Origin of the sequence: uncultured Eubacterium sp., from assembly GCF_937958975.1 — a bacterium.
Classification (GTDB): domain Bacteria; phylum Bacillota; class Clostridia; order Lachnospirales; family Lachnospiraceae; genus Eubacterium_G.
In genome coordinates, this window is record NZ_CALGRE010000049.1 from 1 (window position 1) to 25152 (window position 25152).

At 31.7% G+C, this 25152-nt stretch carries 20 protein-coding genes; 18 read left to right on the plus strand and 2 right to left on the minus strand.

From position 1 onward, the window contains the following. The first annotated feature begins 265 nt into the window (after window positions 1–265). From Q5O86_RS09305 to Q5O86_RS09370, 14 genes are all read left to right on the plus strand, one after another. Window positions 266–1726 carry an SH3 domain-containing protein gene (locus tag Q5O86_RS09305; protein WP_302626872.1) on the plus strand — a complete coding sequence of 487 codons (1461 nt, stop codon included), beginning with the start codon at window positions 266–268 and terminating at the stop codon, window positions 1724–1726. Window positions 1727–2080: 354 nt separating this feature from the next. Next, window positions 2081–4204, plus strand: a complete 2124-nt coding sequence (locus tag Q5O86_RS09310) for a S8 family serine peptidase (RefSeq protein WP_302626873.1) — start codon at window positions 2081–2083, stop codon at window positions 4202–4204. A gap of 9 nt (window positions 4205–4213) precedes the next feature. After that, window positions 4214–5392 (plus strand): hypothetical protein, encoded by a 1179-nt coding sequence (locus Q5O86_RS09315; protein WP_302626874.1) that lies wholly within the window; start codon window positions 4214–4216, stop codon window positions 5390–5392. Between the two features lie 145 nt (window positions 5393–5537). Then, window positions 5538–6620: a hypothetical protein gene (locus tag Q5O86_RS09320; RefSeq protein ID WP_302626875.1), complete on the plus strand. Its 1083-nt coding sequence runs from the start codon at window positions 5538–5540 to the stop codon at window positions 6618–6620. Window positions 6621–7454: 834 nt separating this feature from the next. Next, window positions 7455–8750 (plus strand): sensor histidine kinase, encoded by a 1296-nt coding sequence (locus Q5O86_RS09325; protein ID WP_302626876.1) that lies wholly within the window; start codon window positions 7455–7457, stop codon window positions 8748–8750. A gap of 10 nt (window positions 8751–8760) precedes the next feature. Further along, window positions 8761–9462, plus strand: coding sequence for a LytTR family DNA-binding domain-containing protein (locus tag Q5O86_RS09330; protein WP_302626877.1), 702 nt, complete (start codon window positions 8761–8763; stop codon window positions 9460–9462). Between the two features lie 375 nt (window positions 9463–9837). Beyond that, a complete protein-coding gene (locus tag Q5O86_RS09335) occupies window positions 9838–10293 on the plus strand; it encodes a hypothetical protein (RefSeq protein ID WP_302626878.1) in 456 nt (151 codons plus the stop codon). Between the two features lie 193 nt (window positions 10294–10486). After that, entirely contained in the window at window positions 10487–11464 is a 978-nt protein-coding gene (locus Q5O86_RS09340) for a hypothetical protein (protein ID WP_302626879.1), read from the plus strand. A gap of 1 nt (window position 11465) precedes the next feature. Next, complete coding sequence (locus tag Q5O86_RS09345) at window positions 11466–12455, plus strand: hypothetical protein (protein ID WP_302626880.1); 990 nt, start codon at window positions 11466–11468, stop codon at window positions 12453–12455. Next, complete coding sequence (locus Q5O86_RS09350; protein ID WP_302626881.1) at window positions 12456–13106, plus strand: ABC transporter ATP-binding protein; 651 nt, start codon at window positions 12456–12458, stop codon at window positions 13104–13106. It abuts the gene before it with no gap. Window positions 13107–13114: 8 nt separating this feature from the next. Further along, complete coding sequence (locus Q5O86_RS09355) at window positions 13115–13693, plus strand: hypothetical protein (RefSeq protein ID WP_302626882.1); 579 nt, start codon at window positions 13115–13117, stop codon at window positions 13691–13693. Window positions 13694–13748: 55 nt separating this feature from the next. After that, entirely contained in the window at window positions 13749–14720 is a 972-nt protein-coding gene (locus Q5O86_RS09360) for a hypothetical protein (protein ID WP_302626883.1), read from the plus strand. Further along, a complete protein-coding gene (locus tag Q5O86_RS09365; protein WP_302626884.1) occupies window positions 14695–15369 on the plus strand; it encodes an ABC transporter ATP-binding protein in 675 nt (224 codons plus the stop codon). The genes Q5O86_RS09360 and Q5O86_RS09365 overlap by 26 nt, the downstream gene beginning before the upstream one ends. Window positions 15370–15385: 16 nt before the next feature. Continuing rightward, complete coding sequence (locus Q5O86_RS09370; RefSeq protein WP_302626885.1) at window positions 15386–16156, plus strand: hypothetical protein; 771 nt, start codon at window positions 15386–15388, stop codon at window positions 16154–16156. A gap of 220 nt (window positions 16157–16376) precedes the next feature. Here the strand turns inward: Q5O86_RS09370 and Q5O86_RS09375 are convergent, their stop codons facing one another. Both Q5O86_RS09375 and Q5O86_RS09380 read right to left on the minus strand, forming a co-directional pair. After that, on the minus strand, window positions 16377–16808 hold the full coding sequence (locus Q5O86_RS09375) for an ACT domain-containing protein (protein WP_302626886.1): 432 nt from the start codon (window positions 16806–16808) through the stop codon (window positions 16377–16379). 20 nt (window positions 16809–16828) lie between these two features. Next, entirely contained in the window at window positions 16829–18127 is a 1299-nt protein-coding gene (locus Q5O86_RS09380) for a phenylacetate--CoA ligase family protein (RefSeq protein WP_302626887.1), read from the minus strand. A 326-nt stretch (window positions 18128–18453) separates the two neighbouring features. On the opposite strand from Q5O86_RS09380, the gene Q5O86_RS09385 reads away from it, so the two are divergent. The 4 genes from Q5O86_RS09385 (at window position 18454) to Q5O86_RS09400 (ending at window position 25142) form a co-directional block, all read left to right on the plus strand. Then, on the plus strand, window positions 18454–21222 hold the full coding sequence (locus Q5O86_RS09385; RefSeq protein ID WP_302626888.1) for a glycoside hydrolase family 3 C-terminal domain-containing protein: 2769 nt from the start codon (window positions 18454–18456) through the stop codon (window positions 21220–21222). Between the two features lie 135 nt (window positions 21223–21357). Further along, on the plus strand, window positions 21358–21825 hold the full coding sequence (locus tag Q5O86_RS09390; protein ID WP_302626889.1) for a DUF3990 domain-containing protein: 468 nt from the start codon (window positions 21358–21360) through the stop codon (window positions 21823–21825). Then, on the plus strand, window positions 21815–22285 hold the full coding sequence (locus Q5O86_RS09395; RefSeq protein ID WP_302626890.1) for a hypothetical protein: 471 nt from the start codon (window positions 21815–21817) through the stop codon (window positions 22283–22285). The genes Q5O86_RS09390 and Q5O86_RS09395 overlap by 11 nt, the downstream gene beginning before the upstream one ends. Before the next feature lie 211 nt (window positions 22286–22496). Continuing rightward, the gene (locus tag Q5O86_RS09400) at window positions 22497–25142 is read left to right on the plus strand and encodes a fibronectin type III domain-containing protein (protein ID WP_302626891.1); all 2646 of its coding nucleotides are present in this window, start codon (window positions 22497–22499) and stop codon (window positions 25140–25142) included. Window positions 25143–25152: the final 10 nt, after the last annotated feature.

Consider the following 25152-nt stretch of genomic DNA (forward strand, 5'->3'; position numbering starts at 1 on the left):
GGGGATATGCGGGGGGCATATCCTTCTTGTAAGAGTTTTATTGGAAAAACTCTATCATCTCAACAAAACAAAATATCATGGAAAACCACAGTTTCTTTAATGAGGCTGTGGTTTTCTCCTGTTTAGGGGGAAAAAGAGTATGGTTTTCCAGTTTGTGTAAATTGTGTGAAATGCATTGTCATAAAAAGTGTAGATGTTATAATATATTATGTTGAATAAATAAGCGGACAAAAGCCATTAGAAGTTGAAAGGATAAATATAAAAAATGAGAAGGACAGTTTTGGCGTTAAGTTTGATGTTAACATTTTTTTTGGCAATAAATGTTAGCGCTAAAGACGTTGAAAAGAACGTTTCTAATATAAACAATAACATTGGTATTACGAATAATGTAAATAATTCTATTTCAAATATTAATTTTTTAAATAATAATTTAAACAGTGTTCAGCCACAAGTTAAGAAAAAGCTTGCAAAGAAAAAAGTTAAGAAATTATCTAAAGTGGAGAAATATAAAGAAAAGCTGTTCCATTTAGGCGTTGTTACTCTGAGTGATAGTGAAGAGGAATATGTAAAAATATATGATGAGCCAAATAAAAAATCTAAAGTTGAAGGCTACCTAACAGATGGTGGAGTTATGACTGTTATTGAACAGGATGAAAAGTGGTATAGGATAAAATCCGGAAAGATTTACGGATATATTTCTACAAAAAACGTGGCGGTGGATGATGATGTGGAGACATTGCTTTTAGAGAATGAGAGTGTTGAAGTGAGAGTTGTCGCAGATAATGTTAAGGTTACGAGCAAGGCGAAGGGTTCTAATACCGCTGTAGGAATGGGATATAAGGATAGAACATATCCGGTTACAGGATTTAGCAATGATGGAAAGAAAATCAGAATACAGAGAACAGAGAGCATTGCGGGCTGGGTTCCGGTATCAACAGTAGAAATTGAAATTAATGCCGAGAAGGCAATGACAAAAAAGGAATATGAAGAATATCGGGCAGAGCTGGAAAGAAAGCGACAGGAAGAATTGCAGAGCATTTTAAACGTTGGTCTCGGTTCTACAGGAGATAAGTTGTTAGATAATATTATTGCACTTTTGTCACATAATGAATCAGGTAACTTCATGGCGGCAAGAAATGGGTTAAAACAGTTTGCCGGAGAGAAGACGATTACTGTCGGTGCATGGGAATGGTATGGAGAGAGGGCTCACAATTTGCTGCGGAGTATATGTCTTAAAAATTCTAAAAAAGCAGAGGAAATTATAAAAAATTCTTTTACAGGAAAGAAAACAAAGCAAAAAGAAAAAGTTGATAAGTTGTATTCGGATATTAAGGGAAGTGAAAACTGGGAGAGTACATCCAGAACATTTACGAAAGAGGAATTAATAGCAATTAAAGCACTTTTGGGCAGCAGTTTTGGAGTAGAGGTGCAGAGAGCGCAGATAAAATCGGATGTATATACCAGAATGAGCATAGCAAAGAATACATATAGCTTAACAAATAAACAATTGATTACATATTTTTGTGACTTGTTCTGGCAAAGTCCGGAGAATGCCAGAAAGATAGTAAATGCATGTATACAACATTATAAGGGAGCAAAAAAGTTTTGTGAGGCAAAAGATGGACTGAAATATATGCATGAGGAAGCGATGAAAAATAGTGTTATGAATAAATTTTCAAAGAGGAGAAATTATACATATTCAGTTTGTAGAAATATAGAAAAATAAGGATTTATAAGAGAGCCTCTCTTTTGTATGGCAGGTCATACGAAAGGGAGGCTTTTTGTTATCGTTTTAGAGGAAATAATAAATGCAACAAAGAGATAATATGTTGCATATTTTGACCGAATATGCAGAAAAATTCCCGAATACGCATAGGGTATTGAATTAGAAATATGATATTTATATTATGTTGGTAATTAGTTGCAAGCGCTAAAATACAAATGAGAGGAGGAATAAATATTATAATCGTGATTTGTAAAATAGCGAATGCTATAAAATAAGGCTATAAAAATAAGCTCAAAGATATACTTTTTTGTAAGGTTTTCTTATGTGAGCAAAACAAAAGGAAAGGGTGTTAACATGAAAATATTAAAAAAGTTAGGGATTATACTTATGATAATGGTTATGGGTTGTAATAGTACATTTGTGTTTGCAAATTTTGAAAATCATAAGGTAGAGGAAAAATATAGAGATTACATTGTAATAGCTAGAAATGAAAAAATTCTAGAAAAAGTAGAAGGCAAATATTCGTTAGAAAATAAAGAAGAAAAATATTGTGAAACAGATGCTACGGATAAAATTATTACTGTTAAATTGACAAAAAAAGAAGCAGACAATATAGATGATGAAACAGGAGTTTCTGTAGAAGAAGACTTTATAGTAAAAAAGTCTAAATATTCATCTTATAATAGTAAAAATAGTACGCAATGGTACATGAGAGCAATAAATGCCGAGTTTAAAATAAAAAATAAAGAACGAAATAAAAAAGTTAAAGTAGCAGTTATTGATTCGGGAATTGATTATGATGAAAGAATAAGTATAATAGAGCAGAGAAACTTTGTAGAGGGAGAGGATGAAATATCGGTATTATATAATGATTTAACAGGTCATGGTACCGCTGTGGCGAGTTTAATAGCCGCACAATCAGAAGCAAATACAGCGTTAAGGGGAGTAAATCCCAATGTAGATATTTATTCTGCACGAATTTTCGGTTATAAAAATCAAGCCAAAGTTAGTGATGTAATGAAAGCAGTAAATTGGGCTATTGAAAAGAAAGTTAATATTATTTGTATGAGTTTTGGAACAAATAAATATTCGTTAGCATTAGAAAAGATAATGAATTATGCGTATGATAATGGTGTATTATTAATAGCGGCGGCTGGAAATGGTGGTCAAAATGGTAATGTCGAGTATCCGGCTGCATATGATAGTGTCATGGCCGTAGGAGCAACGAATACCCAAAATCAATTGTCAGACTTTTGCTCAACTGGGAAAGAGATGGAAATTGTTGCTCCAGGTGAGCAAATTAAAGTGGCGAGTTCATTTGGAGGAGAAATTATAACAAATGGAACAAGTATGTCAGTACCTCTGGTTGTTGGTGTGGCAAGTAGGTTATGGGAAATCGATTTAAATAAATCAAATAAATTTATAAGAGGACTGTTGAACAATTCAGCAAATTATATAGATAAAAAATGTGGAAATGGAATTGTAGATTTGAAATATGCGCTTGATAGTTATGATAAATTTAGTGAAAGATTTCAAGATTTTCCAAAAGAAAATATAAATAATAAAGATGGTATTATAGAAGAAAATAAAACAGAATTAAAGCCATACGAAGATGAAAATTATGTCAATGGATTGTGGACAAAGGTGCAGCATAAAGGGTTTGTAGAATATGCAAACTCTAAAACAATGAGAAATAATGGATATACTATATCGGCAGAACAATTTGCAGCATTGAAAGTTGGAGCGGCGTTTCAAGATGATAAAGATACAGGATTATCCGGAACAAAAGATAATCCGTATTGGCATGGTTCGTTTAAAAAGGTAACAGATAACAAAGGAAAATCATATGATTGTAATTACATAATGGCATATTCATACGAAATGTCTATAGCAAGGAAATGGAAGAAGGCAAAAAAATATGTTAAAGTTACAAATGATTATATGTCAACAACATTGCCAGCTGTGATTAGAAACAATATTAAATCTGATATTAATGGGCTAAATACAAAAAACAAAAAATTAATAATGGAAAAATTTGAGAGCATATCTGGTGGAAAAAAGTGGAATGATAGTTACTTTCCATATTTATTAGCAGGTATGGCTGTTCACAATTTAACTGATACCTATGCTCACAGTGCATATATAAAGAAAGATGGAAAATGGAAAAGGATTTTACATGAAACAGATTCGGATAATGATAATTTGTGCGACCCACATGATACAGACTATTATCCTAATAGATATAAAGCTGCATCAAAGGCGGCACAGGATGCCATAGATAATTTTTTTATGGGCAGCAGTATAAAGGATTGTCCATCTGATTTTTTGGACTATTATATTCCAAAATATTTAAAGGGATATAAATTAAATAAGTTAATGACATTTTCTAAAGAAAGCTATAAAGAAAAGGGATATACAGGTAAATTTGAAAGTAATTATTTTTATAAAAATATTAAAAATGCATCATATGGTGATTAAGGAGGAGATATGAAAAAAGTAATATTAAAAATTAGTTCAGCATTATTAGTGATTACGTTGTTATTTACAGTTCAAAATATAAAGTTTGTCCAAGCGGCAAAAGTTAAGACAGTAACGATGAACAGAACAAAAGCTACAATGTTAATGGGAGAGGGTAGTTTTACGGTGAGTATTGATACAGAAAATTGTGATATGAATCTTAAGAAATTAAAATCAAAATGGAGTATCAAATCGGGGAAGGACATCGTTAAGTTAACAAAAAAGACGGATTTCAGTGCTGAAATTTCTGCGCTACAAACAGGTACAGCAGTGGTGGAAGCTAAAAATAAAACCGGTGCGTACCGTTGTAAGGTAACAGTTATTCAGGGTGATAATTCAGAAAAGGAAAAGGTAAAAGAGTTTATTAAGGAAAAATCTGAATGTGGTTTATCATCAAACCTTAATAGTGATTCTTATGAATGGAATAGTAAAAGTGGAAAATTAGAGGGTCTAAATTTTTGTTATTGTAATGAAAAGTTTATTTCTCTGAAAACTTTTGAAGAACTAAAGAATGTAAATATTTCTGGCGGAACTGTAGAAGATGTTGATTTTAGTGGAAATAAAAGACTAAAGAAATTAGTTATATCTGATGTTAAAAATATGTCTAAAGTGGATTTATCATCCAACACTAAAATGACATCATTGGACCTTAATTGGTCTGAAATAAAAAAAATTGATATAAAGCAATGCGCAAAGTTGAGAAGGCTCAGTGTTTTATCTACAAAACTAGATTCGTTAAATGTGTCTTCTAATAGAGAGTTAAAAACATTAATATACGAGAGCAAAGGAATTAAAAAAATTAATCTTAGTAATAACTCTAAAATAGAAACATTAAATTTAAGTGGTACAGATATTAGGAATTTGAAGTTAAATAAGTTAATAAATTTGAAGAAACTTTATCTTGTAGATACGAATCTGAAACAGTTAGATGTTAGAAAGAACAAAAAAGTTAATATTATTCGTTGTAATGACAATAAAAAATTAAAATCTATAAAATTGGGAAAAAATGTAAGTCTTAGGACTTTGGATTGTAGCAGGACAAAGATAAAAAGTGTGAATGTGAAAAAGTGTAAGAGAATTAAGAAAATTGTCTGCGATAAAAGAGTAAGAGTTGTTGGAGGGAATAAAGGGTGTAAAATCTACAGATAGTGTATTTGAAAGGATATAAGGGCATTCTCTTTTATATGTATTTTTTTAATACATATGGATAAGTGCCCTTATTATGCTATATAAAGGAAAAATATGTTTTTCTAAATTAAAAGTACAATAGAGAAGGGTTAAAATAGGAGTAATTATGAAAAAATTAGTATATTTATTTTTAATTATAACACTCAGTTTGATGCTATTTGGATGTAAGAACGGTTCAAAAAATGTTGAAAACAGATTAGATGATAAGAAAGTTGCTGAATATAAATTGCCATCGGGTAAAGAAGCATTTTTAGTTACGTTAGATAATTGTGATATGATATATATTGCCGGACTTACAGGTTCGTCTAATTTGATATTTGAAATTATCTCTACAAAAGAGTTAAAGAGTGATGATATAAAAATAGATTTTGATTCACAAATTGCCTTTAAATATGATGTTAGCAAAGTAGAGACCATAGATAATGAGGACTTGAGTTATGGATTATTTATGGCATATAATGATTATGATTGGAGTAAGTATGATGACAAATCTTTTTTTGAGAATCAGGAAAATTACAATCATATAGAAAAAACAGATATAATTAAGTTATATAGTTATCAGGTGGTTATTGACTTTGATTTTGAAAGTATTGAATCTGCAAAAGATACTATAATTAATAAGATGATTATAGTTTATGACCGAAAGAAGTATGACTATAATATTGGAAGAATAGCCTTTGAAAAAGATTATGATATGAATGAGGAAAATAACTCAAATGCGGCGTATTTATTAAGTTCGTGTAACGTGGATAGTTCTGTTGAATATACGCAGGATGGTAAATTTACAATAGATACATTTAAAATAAAGGTTGACAAGGACATTGTATTAGAAAAGTTATCTTTAATTGGTCTTGATAATTGTAAAATTGAAGAAATAGAGGTCAATATTAATAATGAAGATATGAAAATGAATAAAATTTGGAAGTCTGGAGATAGACTTAAGGTTCCTAAAAATTCAGATGTGCAGTTTAATTTGCGTTTATCTAAGCTAGATATTAAAGGAAAGATGACATATTTTATTTGTTCTAATATAAAATTAGATTATAAATATAAGAATAATAAATACAGCTTAATTCAAACAAATATTAATAGATGTAAAAACATGGGAAAATATGATTGGTATGCAAATTTGATAGATGGAATTGACGTATTGGCATACCATAATAATATAGAAAAAAATAAACAATAAATTATAGTAATTGTTATTTGCAATTTTTATATCTTTTTATAAAATGTGTCGAATATAATGCTTAAGTAGAAAAAGCTCATTTAGAATGGTACGAAATATCATTTTGAATGAGCTTTTTTTATAAACAACTTTTTAAAAGAATTTTGTATGTAAAAATAGGACGAAAATACAACGAGGGGTACAATATGTTGCGTAAATCTCCCGAATATGCAGAAAAATGACCGAATACGCATGAATCGTTGTATTTTTTAGAAAGTTCAGGTATAAACTATTTAGATAGATAAACATTTTATGTTATGTATTAAGAAAAGTTACTATGTGTATAAGTATACTGGGTTGGGGATGAAAAACAACTTTATTATTACAAAAGCATTAAAGCAATATCTATCAAAAATAAACCTATCTGCAATGATTTTATTATAGGGCATTGCAGGTAGGTTTTTATTTTGGAGAGAGATTTAATATAAGTACCTTTTTAAATTGTTATTAAAAAATTAGAGTTTACAATGCAACATTCCAGCAATATGTTAAGTAATTTTCCCGAATAGGTCAAAAATTTCCCGAATGCGCAAAAAGTATTTTCTTGATAAACAAAATGGATTATATAGATAGTGTCTAGACAATATAATAAAGTACGCGTGCGGAAAGGATAAAGCATGCATAGTTTTGTTATTAGTTGGCTTTGCAGATTTTTTAGATAATATTTGAAAAGTGTGTAGTAACTAAACAATGAAATATTGCAACGATAAAGAAATGTATTTATAATTTAATTGTAAAAATAGAAAGGGGATTGGCAGAAAGTTAAAATAAACTTGTATCTGCAACAATTAAATTATGACGATGATGATATTAAATATTATTATGTATTTTCTTAATGTTTTAAAGTATATGCTTATATATGATTTATTCTTTTCGGCAAAGATAAGAAATAATTGGAGAAAACTTATTCCTATATTGTTGGGTGCAGTTGGAGTGTGGTGGTTTGTAGAAAATGATTTGTGTAATCCTATAATTCCTTATAGCATTTATATATTAGTATCAACAATTATTTTATATGAAAGAATTGATGTAAAAATTTTAGTGTTAGGTTTATGGAGCACTTTGGTAATTGGACTGTTAGACGAGGCAATAAAAGTAGCAGACACAAAGCTGTTTCCAATTTTAGCAACAAACGATGTTTGCGAAAGATATACAACAACATTGATTACATTAATTTTCTTATTTGCTCTATCAAGGTTATTAAAGCGAAAAATAAATGGCAAAATAGAAAAGATAAGCATTCCTTATTTTGTATTCTTTTTGGCATTAACTTTTGCGGATACACTAATTATAACATTTCTCTCACAATTTGTTTTCAAGCAAGTAGATGTAGGGAATAAAGCAGTAGTTTACTTTGCATTTGGAGGAACTGTAATCGGTATGTTTATTCAAATTGTATTGGTAATGCTATTAGCTGTTTCAAGAAATGTTTATAAGGAAAAAGAAGAGTTGAGTAATAAATATTTAAGTGAGCAGAACGAACATTATGCATATTTAGAAGAACGTGAGTCAGAAACAAAAAGATTTAGACATGATATTAAAAGCCACATGACACTTCTAAATGATTTTTTACAGGATGAGGAGTTCGAAAAGGCAAAAGAATATATACATAAAATATACGGAGAGTTGGACAAAGTAGGTAAAGTAATATCAGTTAATAATGGTATCGTCAATGCAATATTAAACAGATATAGCAGTGAAACTGATAAAGAAGGGGTTTCACTACATATCAAAGGGCAGTTACCGGAGGAATGTTATATTGATGCATTCGACTTGTGTACTATTTTCTCAAATTTACTTTCAAATGCTTTTGAGGCAGCGAAGAAAAGTGAGGGAAAATGTATAGAAGTCGAATGCGGATATACAACAGATATGATTTTCATTATAATTCAAAATGACTACTCCGGAAATATTCAGGGGAGTGATGGTAAATTTCTGACTGGAAAAAGTAATAAAGAATATCATGGTTTTGGATTACAAAACATAGAAAGAAGCGTTGAAAAATATTCTGGAAATATGAATATAGAAGTAAATAAAAAATTTGCTGTGAGAATAAGGATGATGAATAAAATCTGTGAGGGGAAGAAATAGAGGAGGCACAATGAAAATAGCTATAGTAGATGATGATAAGTTATGGATACAAAAGATAATGCTCGAAGTTAAAGACATACTGGAAAATGAGAATCTTCATATAGATGTATTTCATGAAGGACCAGAGTTTATAGAGGAGAATTGCAGATATGATGTCACACTTATGGATGTGGAAATGAATGTTATAGATGGTTTTGAAACTACAAGGGAATATAAAAGAAGATTTCCGGATGCGATTGTGGCAATGGTAACTACAGATAGAGAAAGATATAGTCAGGCGTTTGTAGTAGATGCATATAGATATATTAACAAAGAACGTATGCATGAGGAATTGGCAGAAATGTTTTATAGTTTGCAAAAGAAAGGAAGAATAGGAAAGAAAATAGACGTAGATTGTATTGACCGCCATAGGGTTATTATTAATATGAATGATATTATGTATGTGGAAACTTTAAGGAGAAAAATGTTGGTTCATACTTTTGAAAAAACCTATACGGTAGCTGAGACAATGAGAGAAATGTGTGAAAAGCTGGACGGTGAAGGTTTTTATCAATGTCATCAGTCCTATTTGGTAAATTTAGATGAAATTAATAAAATAGAAGGTCTGGACGTGATTATGAAAAATGGTGACAAAGTTATGGTAAGTAAAAGGCATAAGCAGGAATTGGAAAAGGTATATTTTGACAGGTTGCTACTAGGGGCGAATAGATAATACAAGACGTTAATAAGGATATAGAATGATTATTTAGTATGATGGGGCTTTCGTACCAAGTGCGTAGCTCCTTTTTAAATAAATATTAAACTTAGAACTTTAATGAGCATGGTATTTAACAATAATATGTAGAGGAAAATTTTATGAAATTTATTAAAAAAAATACATTGTTATAGGGATATTTTTGTCGAAAGTAGTAATTGAAAGGATAAAATTTAACTGTTATAATACATAACGAGTTTGGAAAATTTAACATATCTGGTGAGATAATGCGAAATCTACGCGCGTAAAATCGATTATGAATATTATGTATCTATCTTTTATTGATATCTTTTTTTTTCCAAAACAAAATAATATAAATATATGAGGTGAAATATGAAAAAAATTTTTAAAACAGGAATTGTTTTAGGGTTAATTTTTTCTCTTTCAATTCCAGTGTCGGCAAGTTCATTGGCGACCAAGGTTACTTCTACTAAGAAAAGCATAACCGTAGGAAAATATACAGAAATAAAAGGTGCAATTGAGTATAATGGTTGTATTTATAAAGGATTTTATAAATTAGAATTACCAAATACAATAATTGATGATACAGTTTTAAGTTCTTCTTTTGGTGTCAATAAAACGACCTTTGTATATTCAAAAGGTAGATTATCAGGTAAAAATTATTGGTGTTTTAATACATCATTTTTTAGTTGGACTAGTACAACTAAAACTGTAAAAGTTAAGTGCATGGGAGCATCCAAAGGCGAGAAGAAGGTATACTGCGGAACAGGCAAAAAAGGTGACCATGATTTGGACGACTCAGCTTCGGTAAATGTAAAGGTTAAATAATATGTGGACAAAGCTGTTGTTTAAGAATTTTTTAAACAATATAAAATTTTTCATAATAATATTAATTGCAACTTTTTTTTCGTGTAGTTTATTATATTTGCTTCTCGGAGCAAGAGAGATTGAAATAGGAATGTATGAAAAATCAAAATTTGACTATATTATTTCTGCGTGTTCATATGAGCAGGTTGGGGAAATGAAAAAAGAATCATGTTTTGAGAAAATTCTTCCTTGGAAGAGTCTATCAGGCTCTGAATTAAGTAAAGGAAATAAAAGAATTGATGAAGTTGGGCTAATTATTTTAGAAAATCAAGATATGTCTTTCGATGAAGCGTTACAAATGACATTTTTTTCTCATAAAAGAGAAATTGAAAGAGGGTCTGTTTGTGAAAATAGTATTTTCATTGATCGTGCTGTTCAAGAAAAATTGGAATTGAACCTTGGAGATGAATTACTAGTAAGTATATCTGAGAATGATAAAATCAGCTTTATTGTAGGTGGTATTTTTGAAAATACTTCTTATAGTGATAAATATACATGTATGATTTTTTTTACGGAAAGTATAAAAAAGGCGTTTGAAAATACATATGGAATTGATTGGCTATCAGGTGCCTACATATTGGGAAGTAGTAAAGAGGCAGTAAGAGAATATTTTAATAAAAAGCCATATTACCCTGAACAATATTTTATCGATATGACAAAGGATAAGAATAAAGCTGAGAGAAATGAGTTCGAGAAAGCAATTAAGCAAAAAGATTGGTCGAAACTTGTTGAGGATAGGGTTAAAAAGGTAAGCAATTATAGTCAAAATGGAACATATAAAAATGCTGTAATAATAATGTCATCAGTAGTTTCGGTTTTTGTTTTAATATTATCGATGGTTTTGTTTGTTTTCAGGTATATAAAAAGTATTCAATCAACCTATAACATATTGCTCATCTTGGGCGAAAACAAAAGTAAAGCTAAATTGGTAATATTTGGATTTATTTGGTTGAGTTTGGTTCTAGGTATGATTTTTACAGTTATATTTGGACACATATTATTTGTCTATGCAATTAAATTAATTCACGGTTTAGTATTAACAACTATAATGCTAATAATTGGTTTAATAATTTCCTTTTTTAGCGTGTTTATCGGTATCAGTGTTGGTTATTTAAAAAGTAATAGAGTTTAATATGAAAATCTTTTATTATTTATTAAAAGGAAATAAAGAAAAATATAAACGGTGGTTTGTCTATTTAAACATTTTTCTGGTTATGCAGGTTACTATTGCATCATTGTTGCTTAATTTGATTAATCAATTAGATTATATATGTGAAGAAAATAGCATGTATATTAATATCTATCCGGAACAAAAGGAAGAGAATACGGTATATTCTTTTCAAGAAGGTGTAATATCAATCAAAGAAAATAGTTGTGATGTGGGTATATTGTATAATCATTCAAATCGAATGAGAAAATGGAATATTGTTAAGGGAACACATAGGGGAAAAGGACTAGGTGTTTCAATTAATATAGCAAAAAAAATGAATTTAGATGTGGGTAATATTATATCTGTTTCAGATGCAGATGAAAATGAATTTATCCATGAAATTAATTATATTTTTGAGGGATATATTCCAGATTTTTTAGGAGAGGAAATAGATAAAAATAGCGGTATTATTTTAATACATAAAGAGTTAAGTAATCAATTAAAAATTGATACGGCTAAAATGAAAAAAATGTCTTACAGTAATAGCGAGGACAGGGAAGCATATGAAACTTTGTCTCCCAAGAAACGTTTTAAAATAATAGATAAAATTTTATTTATGGGAAATGCAAAAATTTATATACTGGTTAGTATAATTGGTATTTTCTTAATTCTTATATGTGTATGTGCGGAAATTACACAATTAATTAAAGAAAAGTATATATCTATGATGGTATATAGAGCAATAGGGTTGAATCGCACAAATATATTAATTTGTTATTTAATATATTGTTTTCAATTTTTTGGTGTTGTTCTTTTAAGCTCAGTGGTTATTTCTAATTATGCAATTGATTATATTTTAAAGTTGTTTCGAAGTGAGATGTACCACGCTTTATTATTGGTATTTTTTATCATAAGCTTTTTGCTTTCAATTGTATTAATAAAATACGAAGCTAGTAAGATGGAAGAGGAATAGATGGATAATTTATTAATAAATATTGATAAAATTAAGTTTGAATATAAAAAAGGAAAAATAAACATTTTTAATAACTATAGTCTCAAAATTAATAAAGGAGAATTCTTAGGGATTTATGGTAAATCAGGTATTGGAAAAAGCACGTTGCTTGACATCATCGCGGGAACTAAAAATGTTAAAGAGGGGTCTGTGATGGTAAAAGGAAGAAATATAAGTAGATTTTCTGAGAAAGAAAAGTGCAAATATCGTAATGACGTAATTGGGTTCATTTATCAGGATTTTAGATTAATAAGAGAATTAACAGCTATAGATAATGTGATGATACCTTTAATTATTTCAAAGTGTGATGTTCGTTTCGCAAGACAAAAGGCAATTGAGATATTAGATAAGTTGGAAATGGGAAACAGGCTTGGAAATTATCCAAATCAATTGTCTGGTGGAGAAAAGCAAAGAGTTGCAATTGCACGGGCAATAATAAATAATCCGGATATAATTCTAGCGGATGAACCTACAGGTAATTTGGATGAGGACAATAAAAAGGAAATAATGGCAATACTAAAGAGAATTAATGAGTTAGGAGGCACTATTGTCATGGTGACTCATGATGAAACATGTAGGAAATATTTTTCAAGAGATTTATGTTTAAGATAGGAGAAAAAATGAAAAGAGTAAAGGGTAAAATAATAGTTTTAGTAGTTGTAATAACAATGTTTATGAATACAAATTCGGTTTATGCAGCTTCAATGGATGATGTACCGAGAATATTTTGGGGATGGTCAATTGATTCAGATTTAAGAACAAATCAAGCGATAACGTCTCATACTGGTGCTTCATATAAAAATAGAACCAAAAAATATTATTATCACACATCAGTAAAAGATAGTTTCACTACTTCAAGAGCGATTACAGGAAGTTTAAGTGCAACAATTTCTGGAGATATTTCAGCAAAAGGAAAGGCAGCAGAGGGAACTTTAGGTGCAGAGGTTACGGCACAGATAGGAGTGTCCATTGAGTCATCTCGTACAAGTGAGATAACAATGTATCCAACAAGTGCTAAAAAAGGTAAAAATTATATTGATCCAAAGACTAAATGGTCTACAACCGTGATAGCTTATGGTAGAGTTTTATCAGGTTATGCAAAAAACTTTAAATGCTATGCTTGTGTAAAAAAAGGCTCATTTAATATAAAAATGCCTACAGGCTATAGAAACACTTATAAATACAAAGCGGTAAAATAAAATTGTGATAGTGTCATATAGTAAATATATGGCACTATTTTGTAAAGGGGATTTCATGAAAAGAAGAAAAAAGGTTATTGGAGGAATAACTTTTATATTACTAGTAGCAATTGGTGTGTTAATGACAGTGACATTGAATAAAAGAGTATTAAATTCAAAAGAAATTGCATTTGTTATACAGAGAGATCATTGCTTTTATTTAAACTCTGATAATTTAAATGAAAAATATGAGGTTGAATATTCTTTTGTTTCAAATCAAAAAGATTCAATAATTTTTTTAGAAGAAGGAATAGTTAAGAGTTATCTGAATTTAGGAGATGAAGAATTACATTGCAATATAAGTGCAGAGAAGAATCAGAAAATATTGGAGACCACTATTGATGGAGAAACATATTATATAAAACCAATGGTGGTTACAATTAATCCGAGCATTACACCAGGGGCATATAATAATTGTAAGTTATTTATAAAGTATGAAAATGGGGCTTATGTCAAAATGGACATAGGAAATATTTCTGTTGAAAGAGATGAAAATAAAAATAAGCAAGAACTGGAAACAATGATGATTTCTTCATATGGTGAATTGGGAAATGATTATGATACATTTGGTGTTGTGTGGGGGGTTAAAGCAAATCAGGATGTGGAAATAATAGACATATCTTCGCAAAGTAATACATATATTCCGAGCTTAGCCGATACGATTGTTTTGGATGAAAAATGTAAAAATTTTAATTTGCCAGATGTCATTGGGAAATATCCAAAGGCAAAAATTGAGCATATTTCAAGTGTCAACAAAACAATAAAGGTATCAAAAAATGAAGAGAAAATTGTTGTGATTCCATTAATGTCTGAGAGAAAATATATTTTAGGATATTATTCGGCAACAGTGAAATATAAAACTTCAAATGGAAATATATCGGAAGAAGTAATTAATTTTACACAGACAATGAATATGCTTGTTTTAACAAAGGATTTGATAAAAAAGATGAAGGATGAGGCAGATGAGGGAACTGTTATCAATAAATAACTTGTCAAAAAAATATATGAAAAAAGAAATATTGACGGATATTTCATTGAGTGCGGATTGCGGTCAATGCTATGCTTTAGTTGGGGAAAATGGGGCTGGAAAGAGTACATTTATAAAGTGTCTGTTAGGTTTTGATAAAAAATATGAGGGAAAAATAGTAATAAATACACAAAAGATTGGATATGTACCAGAGTGTATAGAACTACCATTTAATATTGAACTGTATGATTATTTATTTATTCGAGGTAAAATTGAGAGATACGAATCAGACTATTTAATTCAAATCATAAAAGAAGCGATAGAATATTGGGGTTTGAATGAGTATCAGAGGGTAAAAATAGGTAATTTATCAAAGGGTAATAGACAAAAGGTTTCGATAATTCAATCATATTTGTTCGAACAAAGGCTTATTGTATTAGATGAACCAGAAACAGGGTTGGACCCATATGGGCAAGAAATATTAAGAAAATTAATATTAAAGTTGAGGAGTGAAGGGAGATTAATTATTTTTTCTAGTCATTCCTTAGACAGTGTGAAAAGAATAGCTACAAATGTTGTTATTTTCAAAAATCATCATTTGATTGCAGACATAGATGTAGGTAATCTTGAAACTGAGGATAGAACAATTGAGCAATATTATTTTGAATAAGATATTAGGGAGAAATATGGAAATTATAAAAAAATACATATATTTGAGTTGGATGGACTTGAAACAAATTTGCACTTTTAAGTTTATATTAGCAAGTACAGTTATTGGAATTTTAATAATAGTTATTCCTGGAAGTACAATGATGAATAAAGATAACACTTTTTATTCTTTATATATTAATAATTCTGTTTCAGAATTTTTTAGAGGTTATTTGCAGTTATTGATGGTGTTCTATGGAATCGTGTTTTCTGCATATCTATCATTAAATTATTCGCAATTGATTTATAGTATACATGATACAATGCTATTAACCGGAAGGGTTACTAGAAAAGAACTTATAAATACTAGAGTTTGTTCAACATTTATCATCATATTTTTTGTTATGGGAATACACTGGTTAGAAGTTATGGGGTTTGTATTATATAAGGAGCTTCCAGTGTCGGCGAGATTATTGATAAGATATTGTATATATATTGGAATTGATATGTGTATTATCACTAATATGAGTATCTTTGTATATATCATATCAAAGAATCGCCTAATTTCCTTTGTGCCAATTATAGCATTAGGGCTTATAACTCTTGCAAGTGCTAATAATGTTTCATTTGGAATATTTAGCTTATTATTTACATTTTCTAGTGAAAATTATTATTCTAACGATTATAGTAGTTTTATGAACATAAATAGTAGTTGGGTGATACAATTAATATTGATAGGAGTTTTTTGGTTGGTATCTATATGTATGTATGAAAGAGGTGATATTTACAAAGAAAAGAATTTGTTATAAAGAATATTCAGATTATTATTTTATAGATAGAGAAAATATAGAAGACTATAATAATGTGTTTTAAGTGGTTGGATTATTGGTTATTATTAAGATAATTCTGAACGAAAAGTATAATGTTGTACGGAGTATATATTTGTTTTTGGATAAAAAATAAATCCCAAACTTCGAAAAGTATGGGATTTATGTAAACTTAATATTGTATGAATTACGTTAATATATTCTATAAATTTGCTATATCGTCCTGTCCTACAAGCTTTATGCCGTTTTTCTTCAAAAGGGCAGTAATTTTATCATTGTCCTGAACGCGGAAAATCATAAGAGCGTCATTTGTTTTTCTGGCAACGAAGGTGTAGGCATAATCAATGCTGACATCGGCAGCGGCAAGTATATCCAAGACCTTTGCCATTGCCCCTGGTTTATCGGGAATTTTGATTCCAATAACCTGTGTGAGGTTACAAATCCAATTATTATCTTTTAAAAGTGTAAGTGTATCAAATGGTTTATCCACAATAATACGAATAATACCGAAATCACTTGAATCTGCGATTTCAAAGGCTCTCATATCCACCTCATTATCTGCAAGGAAGCTGGTAATCTTAGCAAGATTTCCTGGTTTGTTTTCTATAAAAATTGATATCTGGTTAATATACATAACATTACCTCCTCATATTATTAAATTTTACGTTTATCAATAATACGAACGGCTTTTCCTTCCGAACGTGTAATTGATTTTGGTTCAACAAGTTTTACTTTCGCATAAATTCCCAGCATACTCTTGAGAGCCGCTACAATTTCTTTTTCTTTTGTGGAAATTGCACTTATAGTATCAGAGAACATTTCAGGTGTCATCTCAACAAGAACTTCCATTGTGTCGCTATTGTTTACACGGTCAATGATTAGCTGGTAGTTTGCAGGCATGCCCTGTTTAATAAGAACTTCTTCGACCTGTGAAGGATAGACATTAACACCTTTGATAATAAGCATATCATCGGTTCTTCCCATAAGTCTGTGAATACGGGCATGTGTACGGCCGCATTTACATTTTTCTCTGGTAATGTATGTAATATCTTTTGTACGATATCTAATCAGTGGAAAAGCTTCTTTTGCAAAACTCGTAAATACTAATTCCCCAATCTGTCCGTCAGGAACAGGTTCCAGTGTGTCAGGGTCTACAATTTCTGGGATAAAATAGTCTTCACAAATATGCATACCGTTTTGCTCTGCACATTCAAACGCAACACCGGGACCCTCGATTTCCGTAAGTCCATAAATATCATAAGCTTTAATTCCAAGTTTGTTTTCAATATCATGTCTCATTTCTTCGGACCATGCTTCTGCACCAAAGATACCTGCTTTTAATTTAACTTGGTCTTTGAGGCCTCTCTCTTCGATAGATTCGGCAAGATAAGAAGCATAACTTGGAGTACAGCATAAAATAGTAGAACCCAAATCTGTCATAAATTGTAATTGTCTGTCAGTGTTTCCGGATGACATTGGAAGTGTAAGACAACCAACTTTATGTGAACCGCCGTTTAATCCCGGTCCGCCTGTGAAAAGACCATATCCATATGAAACGTGACAAACATCTTCATCGGTTCCACCGGCAGCCACAATTGCACGGGCACATCCGTTTTCCCACATATCAATATCTTTGTGGGTATAGAAATCAACAACCCTTCTTCCGGTTGTTCCGGAAGTAGACTGTATTCTGACACAATCCTTTAGGGGAATAGCTAACAAACCATATGGATAAGCATCTCTCAAGTCATCCTTTGTTAGAAAAGGAAGTTTTGACAAATCTGCGGTACTCTGAATATCGTCAGGTGTCACCCCGGCCTCTTCCATCTTTGCCCGATAGTAAGGTACGTTTTCATAAACACGTTTTACAACTGAAACGAGTCCATCGTTTTGCCACTGTTCAATCTGTTCGCGTGAGGCAGTTTCAATATCTTCTTGAAAATATTTTCCCATTTTTAAAATTCCTTTCGTTCGTATATATAATGTAATACAATTTTACAATATTTAATGTGTTAAAGCAATAAAGAAATAGCCACTAAAAACGTTACAAAAAAATATATCGCCCTGTTTTATCGCATAAAAACAACCATATGTTACCGTTAAAATCATGGAAAAGCAAGTGATAATAAAAATGTTTTTCTCCCCATAAAATATGGCATTAGGGCAAAGAATATGTTATAGTGCAATTAGCAGAAAAGTGAAGGTTTTCAATTTAAATAATATAGAAAATATATAAGAAATTTTTAAATAATAAATACAAAGTCGGAGGTAACTTTCTTATGGAAAAAAGTTTGAGAGGAGTTCCTGTAAAGGGATTTGCAGACAAAAGCCGTGAGGCAGCGGTTGAGGGAATTGTTCTTTTGAAAAATGAGGGGAATATACTTCCATTTACTCAAAATGACAAAATTTCTGTTTTTGGACGTCCACAGTTAGAATATTATAGAAGTGGAACCGGTTCAGGCGGCGCTGTAAATGTTGAGTATGCTACAAATATATTAGATGGTTTTGATAGTAGTAATCTTACTATCAATAGGGAGTTGTTAGCAGATTATCAAGCTTGGCTAAAGGAGCATCCGTTCGATAATGGCGGTGGCGGATGGGCATGTGAGCCTTGGTTCCAGAAGGATATGGATATTAGTGAAGAATATGCAAAAAAACAAGCCGCAGTTACAAATAAAGCAGTTTACATAATAGGCCGTACAGCGGGCGAAGATAAAGATAATTATAACGGCAAGGGAAGTTATCTTTTAACGGACGAAGAAAAGGAAAATTTAAAAAATATTACATCTGCTTTTGAAGAAGTATGTGTTGTTCTCAATGTTTCTAATATCATTGACATGCAATGGATGAATGAAGAACAGTTTAAAGGACATATCAAAGCTGTACTGATTGTATGGCAGGGCGGAATGGAAGGCGGAAATGCTGTAGTTGATATTCTTTCGGGTAAGGCAACACCAAGTGGAAAACTTCCGGATACGATAGCAGAGGATTTAGAAGCATACCCATCTTATGAGAATTTTGGAAACCCTCTTACAAATCTTTATAAAGAAGATATTTATGTGGGATATAGATATTTTGAAACATTTGCACCGGACAAGGTGATGTTTGAATTTGGATACGGACTTTCCTACACAACCTTTTCTATTGAGACGATTTCCTCAAAAGAAAGGGATGGAAAAATTGAATTAGAAATTAAAGTTACAAATACAGGGGATAAGTATTCGGGAAAAGAAGTAGTACAGGTTTATTGCGGTGCACCACAGGGAGAGCTTGGAAAGCCAGCAAAATCTTTATGTGCTTATCAAAAGACCAATCAATTAGCGCCTCAGGAAAGTCAGATACTCAATATTGAGGTTGATATAAAATCATTGGTATCATATGATGATTCAGGTGTCACAGGAAATAAATCATGCTATGTATTGGAGACAGGAGATTACGAATTCTTTGTCGGAAACAGTGTTAAAGAATGCACTTCTGCATTTACATATAGCTTAGACAAATTACTCGTAGTGGAACAGTTGTCAGAGGTGATGTGTCCGGATGATGAAAATCTTACACTTTTAAAGCCGGGGAACAAAAGGCCAGATGGTACATATGAGAAAATTTATGTTCCTTCGCAGAAACCAACTGTAGATTTGGGAAAGCGTATTGAGGATAATCTTCCTGAAAGTATGGAAATTACAGGTGATGTAGGAATTACATTGCAGGATGTACAGGCTGGAAAAAATACAATCAATGAATTTGTTGCCCAGCTTACTGTGGAAGAACTGGCGCAGATTGTGAGAGGCGAGGGAATGAGCAACCCTAGAGTCACAAAAGGGACAGCCTCAGCATTTGGCGGTTTAAGTGATTCATTGTTTAATTACGGAATACCTGCTGCATGTACTGCAGACGGACCGAGTGGACTCAGAATGGAAGGAAAAGCAACACAGCTTCCGATAGGAACGGCATTGTCGGCATCTTGGAATCCTGAATTGGTTAGAGAACTTTATACCATGGAAGGAATGGAATTATGCAGAAATGAGGTTGATACGCTTTTAGGACCAGGTGTCAACATTCATCGCCACCCATTAAATGGAAGAAATTTTGAGTATTATTCTGAGGACCCATATCTTTCCGGAACGATGTCTGTGGCCTCTACGGGGGGTATCAAAGACGGTGGCGCTTGGGGTACAATTAAGCATTTTGCATTGAATAGTCAGGAATCACACCGATTTAAAATAGATGCTGTTTGTTCAGAGAGAGCAATCAGGGAAATTTATTTGAAATCTTTTGAGATGGCTGTAAAAGAAGGAACAGTCATGACACTTATGACAAGTTATAATCCGATTAACGGACATTGGGCAGCATCCAATTATGATCTTTGTACAACAGTTCTCCGTGAGGAGTGGGGATATAAGGGCATTGTTATGACTGACTGGTGGGCAAAGATGAACGATGTTGTAGAAAAAGGTGAAGAGTCAAACCAAAAGACGAGAGACATGGTTCGCTCACAGAATGATGTGTACATGGTAGTAAATAATAATGGTGCAGAAATTAATTCCAATAATGATGATACAGAAAGCGCAGTTGAAGGTGGCAGACTTACAGTGGGAGAGCTTCAGCGTGCAGCAATTAACATATGTAATTTCATTTTAAATGCACCGGTAATACATCGAGAGCTAATCGATACAGATGTGGCAAAGCATTATGTATCAATACCGGTAGAACAGGCAAAATACAGTTTACATAATGTTGCTAAAAGTGATAAAGTAATGTTCGAAGGAGGAAAGGAGGCAACCTTAGTTGTAGAGGAAGAAGGAGAATATACAATAATTGTTAATATTTCCTTTGCAAAGTCGAATCTTGCACAGTCTACGGTAAATGTAAAAGCAAACGGAGAAACGATGGTTGTCATTCAGACAAATGGAACAGATGGCAACTGGATTACACAGAAACTGTGCAAAGTGAAATTAGATAAGGGTGCATATAATCTAAAATTAGAAGATGTATTGGCCGGTATCGAGGTGAAATATATTCAGTTTAAGAAAATTAAAAAGCATAAATAATTGAATTATAAGAAATAAATGTTAATGTGTAATTAAGAAGAAAGATTGAATTGGAATAGAGTGTATTATAAAATAAAAACAAAGATGTAAGGTAACTGTTTTTATTTTGCTGATAGGGAATAAGGAGATAGCCATATGGGAAAAAATATAATATATCATGGCAGTAATGTGACAGTAATAGAACCCAGAATCCTTATTGATGGTCATTATAAAGATTTTGGATACGGTTTTTACTGTACAAATATCGAAAAACAAGCAAAGCGTTGGGCACTTACAAAACGTGGGGAATCTGTGGTAAACAAATACAATTATATAGAAAACATTCAACTGAAAAAATGTGAATTTCAGAATATGACAGAAGAATGGTTACAATTTGTAGTTGATTGCAGGAGAGGTAAGGAACATTGTTTTGATATTGTAGAAGGTCCTATGGCAGATGACCAGATATGGGATTATGTAGAAGACTATATGGCAGGAAATATCACAAAGGAAGCCTTTTGGGAATTGGTAAAATTTAAATATCCAACATATCAGATTGTTTTTTGTACAGAGGATGCCTTAAAAACATTAAAGTTTGAAAGGAGTGATTTTATTGACAAATAAGTATTTTCCTGATGAAGATATTAAAAAAAATGATTTATATTTTATTTGTTACATGATTGAGCGTATAGCTAGAAAATTGCACCAGAAAAATAGCTATATTGTAAACAGCATCGGGAAAGAGGAGTTAGAACACTTAGTCAGTGTTGCTAATGTTTTGCATTCTCAAAATCCTTTAGCAGTGGAAGATGATTGGATTCAAGAATATATATTGACTGAAGGAGATTTTGATATTACTGTTGTTGATAGAGAATTAGTTGAAAAAATCCCGACTCCTACGCAGATGGGAAAAGTGTATCAGAGATTGATATCTGATACGTTGGAACAAGGAGAAACGGAAGTTGAAGGTATTATAAGAATATATAATGACGATATTTGTGATGTGATAGATAATTACAATTGTAGTGCTTATTATGAACCTTCGTATGTAATAGCGAGGGCTTATCGAAATGGAGGATTTTGAAAAACAAAAAATAAAAAGCATAGTGTAAAGAAGTAAAACTTGGAAAATATATAAAACCTGAGTTGAGGTGTTTCATTAAAAAGAAATATCTGGACTCAGGTTTTTTTGAGTATTTTCAAAAAATATTAAAAAAATGAATAAAAAGGATATGTTCATTTGTGTTATAAGTAAGAGAAGAAATACAGTAAATCGGAAAGAAAGGGAGGCGCGCATGACAGTAAAATGGAAAAAACTGATTGCAATAGTGCTTGTAGCAAGCATGTTCATGTCCACGCAGGGAATATGGATTCAGGCAGAAGAGTTAGCAACTGAGGAACAAAATACGGAATTTACAGGCTCGTCGGGTAAATCAGAATCACAATATTGGGAATTTGACCCACAGACAGAGACGATTTATTTTTATGGAAGTGAAGTAGAGACATATACATGCCAGAGCGTTGAAGAAAAGGTTAGGCATGTGGTTTTTACGGATAGTATTGACACTGTGTATATCAGTTCCAGTCTGGTAAATTTCCCGAATCTGGAGGATGTATACATATCGAAAAGTATGCGTTCTTTTAATTCGTTGGTATTTGCAAAAAGTACAAAATTAAAAGAATATATTGTAGACCCTGAAAATCCATATTATTGCAGTATTGATGGGAACTTTTATTATAATTATAACGGACAGAGGGATTTAATAAGATACGCAATCGGAAAAAGTGAGGAAACTTTTGAAGTTGCAGAGGGAACGGAAATCGTATCGGAAGATGCTTTTGTGGGAGAGACGGACATAAAGACATTAATATTGGCGGAAAATACTATAAAAATATATTTGCCGCTTAGAGCCGGAGGGGCAGTAAATCATATTGTCGTTCCAAATAACGAGTGCAAGTTTGTTTATAATGCAAACACAAAGGTAAATCCGGATTTGACAATTTACGGTTATCCGGGCTGTGTAATTCAAAAACAGTGCATGGCATATAATATAAATTTTAAAGAAATACCGTTGGATAAAGTTGAGTCAATATCTGTTGCAGTAGAACCGACACAAATGTCAGTTATGAAAGGGCAGCCATATGTTACGGAAGGCATGAAATTAAATGTGAAGTATAGTGACGGAACGACCAGATTCGTTGGCTGTGGGTATCAGGTGACGGGAAATGATACATCTCAAGTGGGAACAATGCATCTAAATATTATATATGGTAATGCGCAGACGGGCATTGATGTCGAAGTCACTGAAATTCCCGAAGACATACATTTAACCACAGATTTATCAAAAGAAGTTAAGACTGTATGGGATAAAGAAAACAGGCAATACAATGCCATATATTATTTTGACCCTCAGGAGAGTGGTATTTATAGTATCTTTACAGAAGGACTTGAAAACACCCATATGGTAGTGAGCGATAATAATGGAGTGTCAAAATCCAATGACAATGCGGGAGCTTATAATAATGCACAGGTAGATATGTATATGAAAAAAGGAGAGGTTTATACAATCTGCGTGTCGTCAGAAAAATCCGTTTCGTTTTATTTAAAGGCAAAATTTGTTAGTGAAAAAGAGGAAGACGGAATTACGGTAACAGGCAAAGCCTCTAAAACATATTTGGACAGAGGAGAAAAATTAAATATAAAATACACAGCCAAAGGAATGACAGACGGACAGGAATTGTATTATGGGACAGAGCCGGGAACATTGGAAAAAAATGTAGATGGTGTATGGGAAAACGTACCGGTTCGTTCCGATTGCCAGATGGGAGAGATAAAAAATTATGGTGTGAATGCCAATGGAAATTTATCTGTGCCATTAGAGGAATATTATGGATATTTGGAGACTGCGGAGTATCGATATACACATCAGGTGGGAAGCAAATATGTAGGAGTCAAGTTCAATATCTTCAATATCAACGATATTGATTCGGAGATGGTGTTAATAAAAAATAGAACAAAGATAGTTCATATTGATACAAAGGAGTATGAGAAGACATATTACATAAAGGCAGATATTACAAGTAAGTACACTTTTTATACAAAGGGGGCTTATGATACATATGGAACATTGAGAGAATTAAATGGGTGGTATAGGACAAGTAATGATAACAGTGGAGAGGATGAAAACTTTAAAATTACCGCGACATTGAAGGAAGGTTTGACATATGCATTGACAATTAAAACTTATACTTCTTCAGAAAAAGACATTGAATTAGTGACCGAAGGAGTCTGTGTACATAAATATGTGGATGAAGTTGTAGAGCCGACATGTTATGAAAGAGGATATACAAGGCATATTTGTTCCTTGTGTAGTGAATCATATATTGATAAATATGTAGAGGCACAAGGACATGAATATGAAGAATCGAAAAAGAATGCCACATGTACAGAATCTGGTTATATCTTAAAGGTGTGCAGACATTGTGGCAGTGAAATAAAAGAGATAATAAATGCGACAGGACATAATTATGAAAAAATTATAATTGCCCCTACAGTCAATCAGGGGGGATATACCTTACAGCGATGCAAAAAGTGCAAGGCATGTTTTATTGTTCAACAGACAAAGCCGCTTCAGCCGGAACAGATTACAAAGAATAATGTTACAACAAAAATAAAAAAACTACAGGCGAAGAAGAAATCGCTTAAGATTACATGGAAGAAAACGAAAAAGATAAGCGGATATGAAATTCAAATATCAGGAAAGCGGAACTTCAAAAGGGTAATGAAAAAGACTGCCGGGATGACGAAAGGGAAAATAACATTTAAGAAACTAAAGGCAGGGAAAAAATATTATGTTCGAGTGAGAACTTACAAAATAATAGAGGGTAAGAAATTGTATTCCGGTTGGAGTAAAATAAAAAGCAAAACAGTGAAACAGTAGAATGAATGTT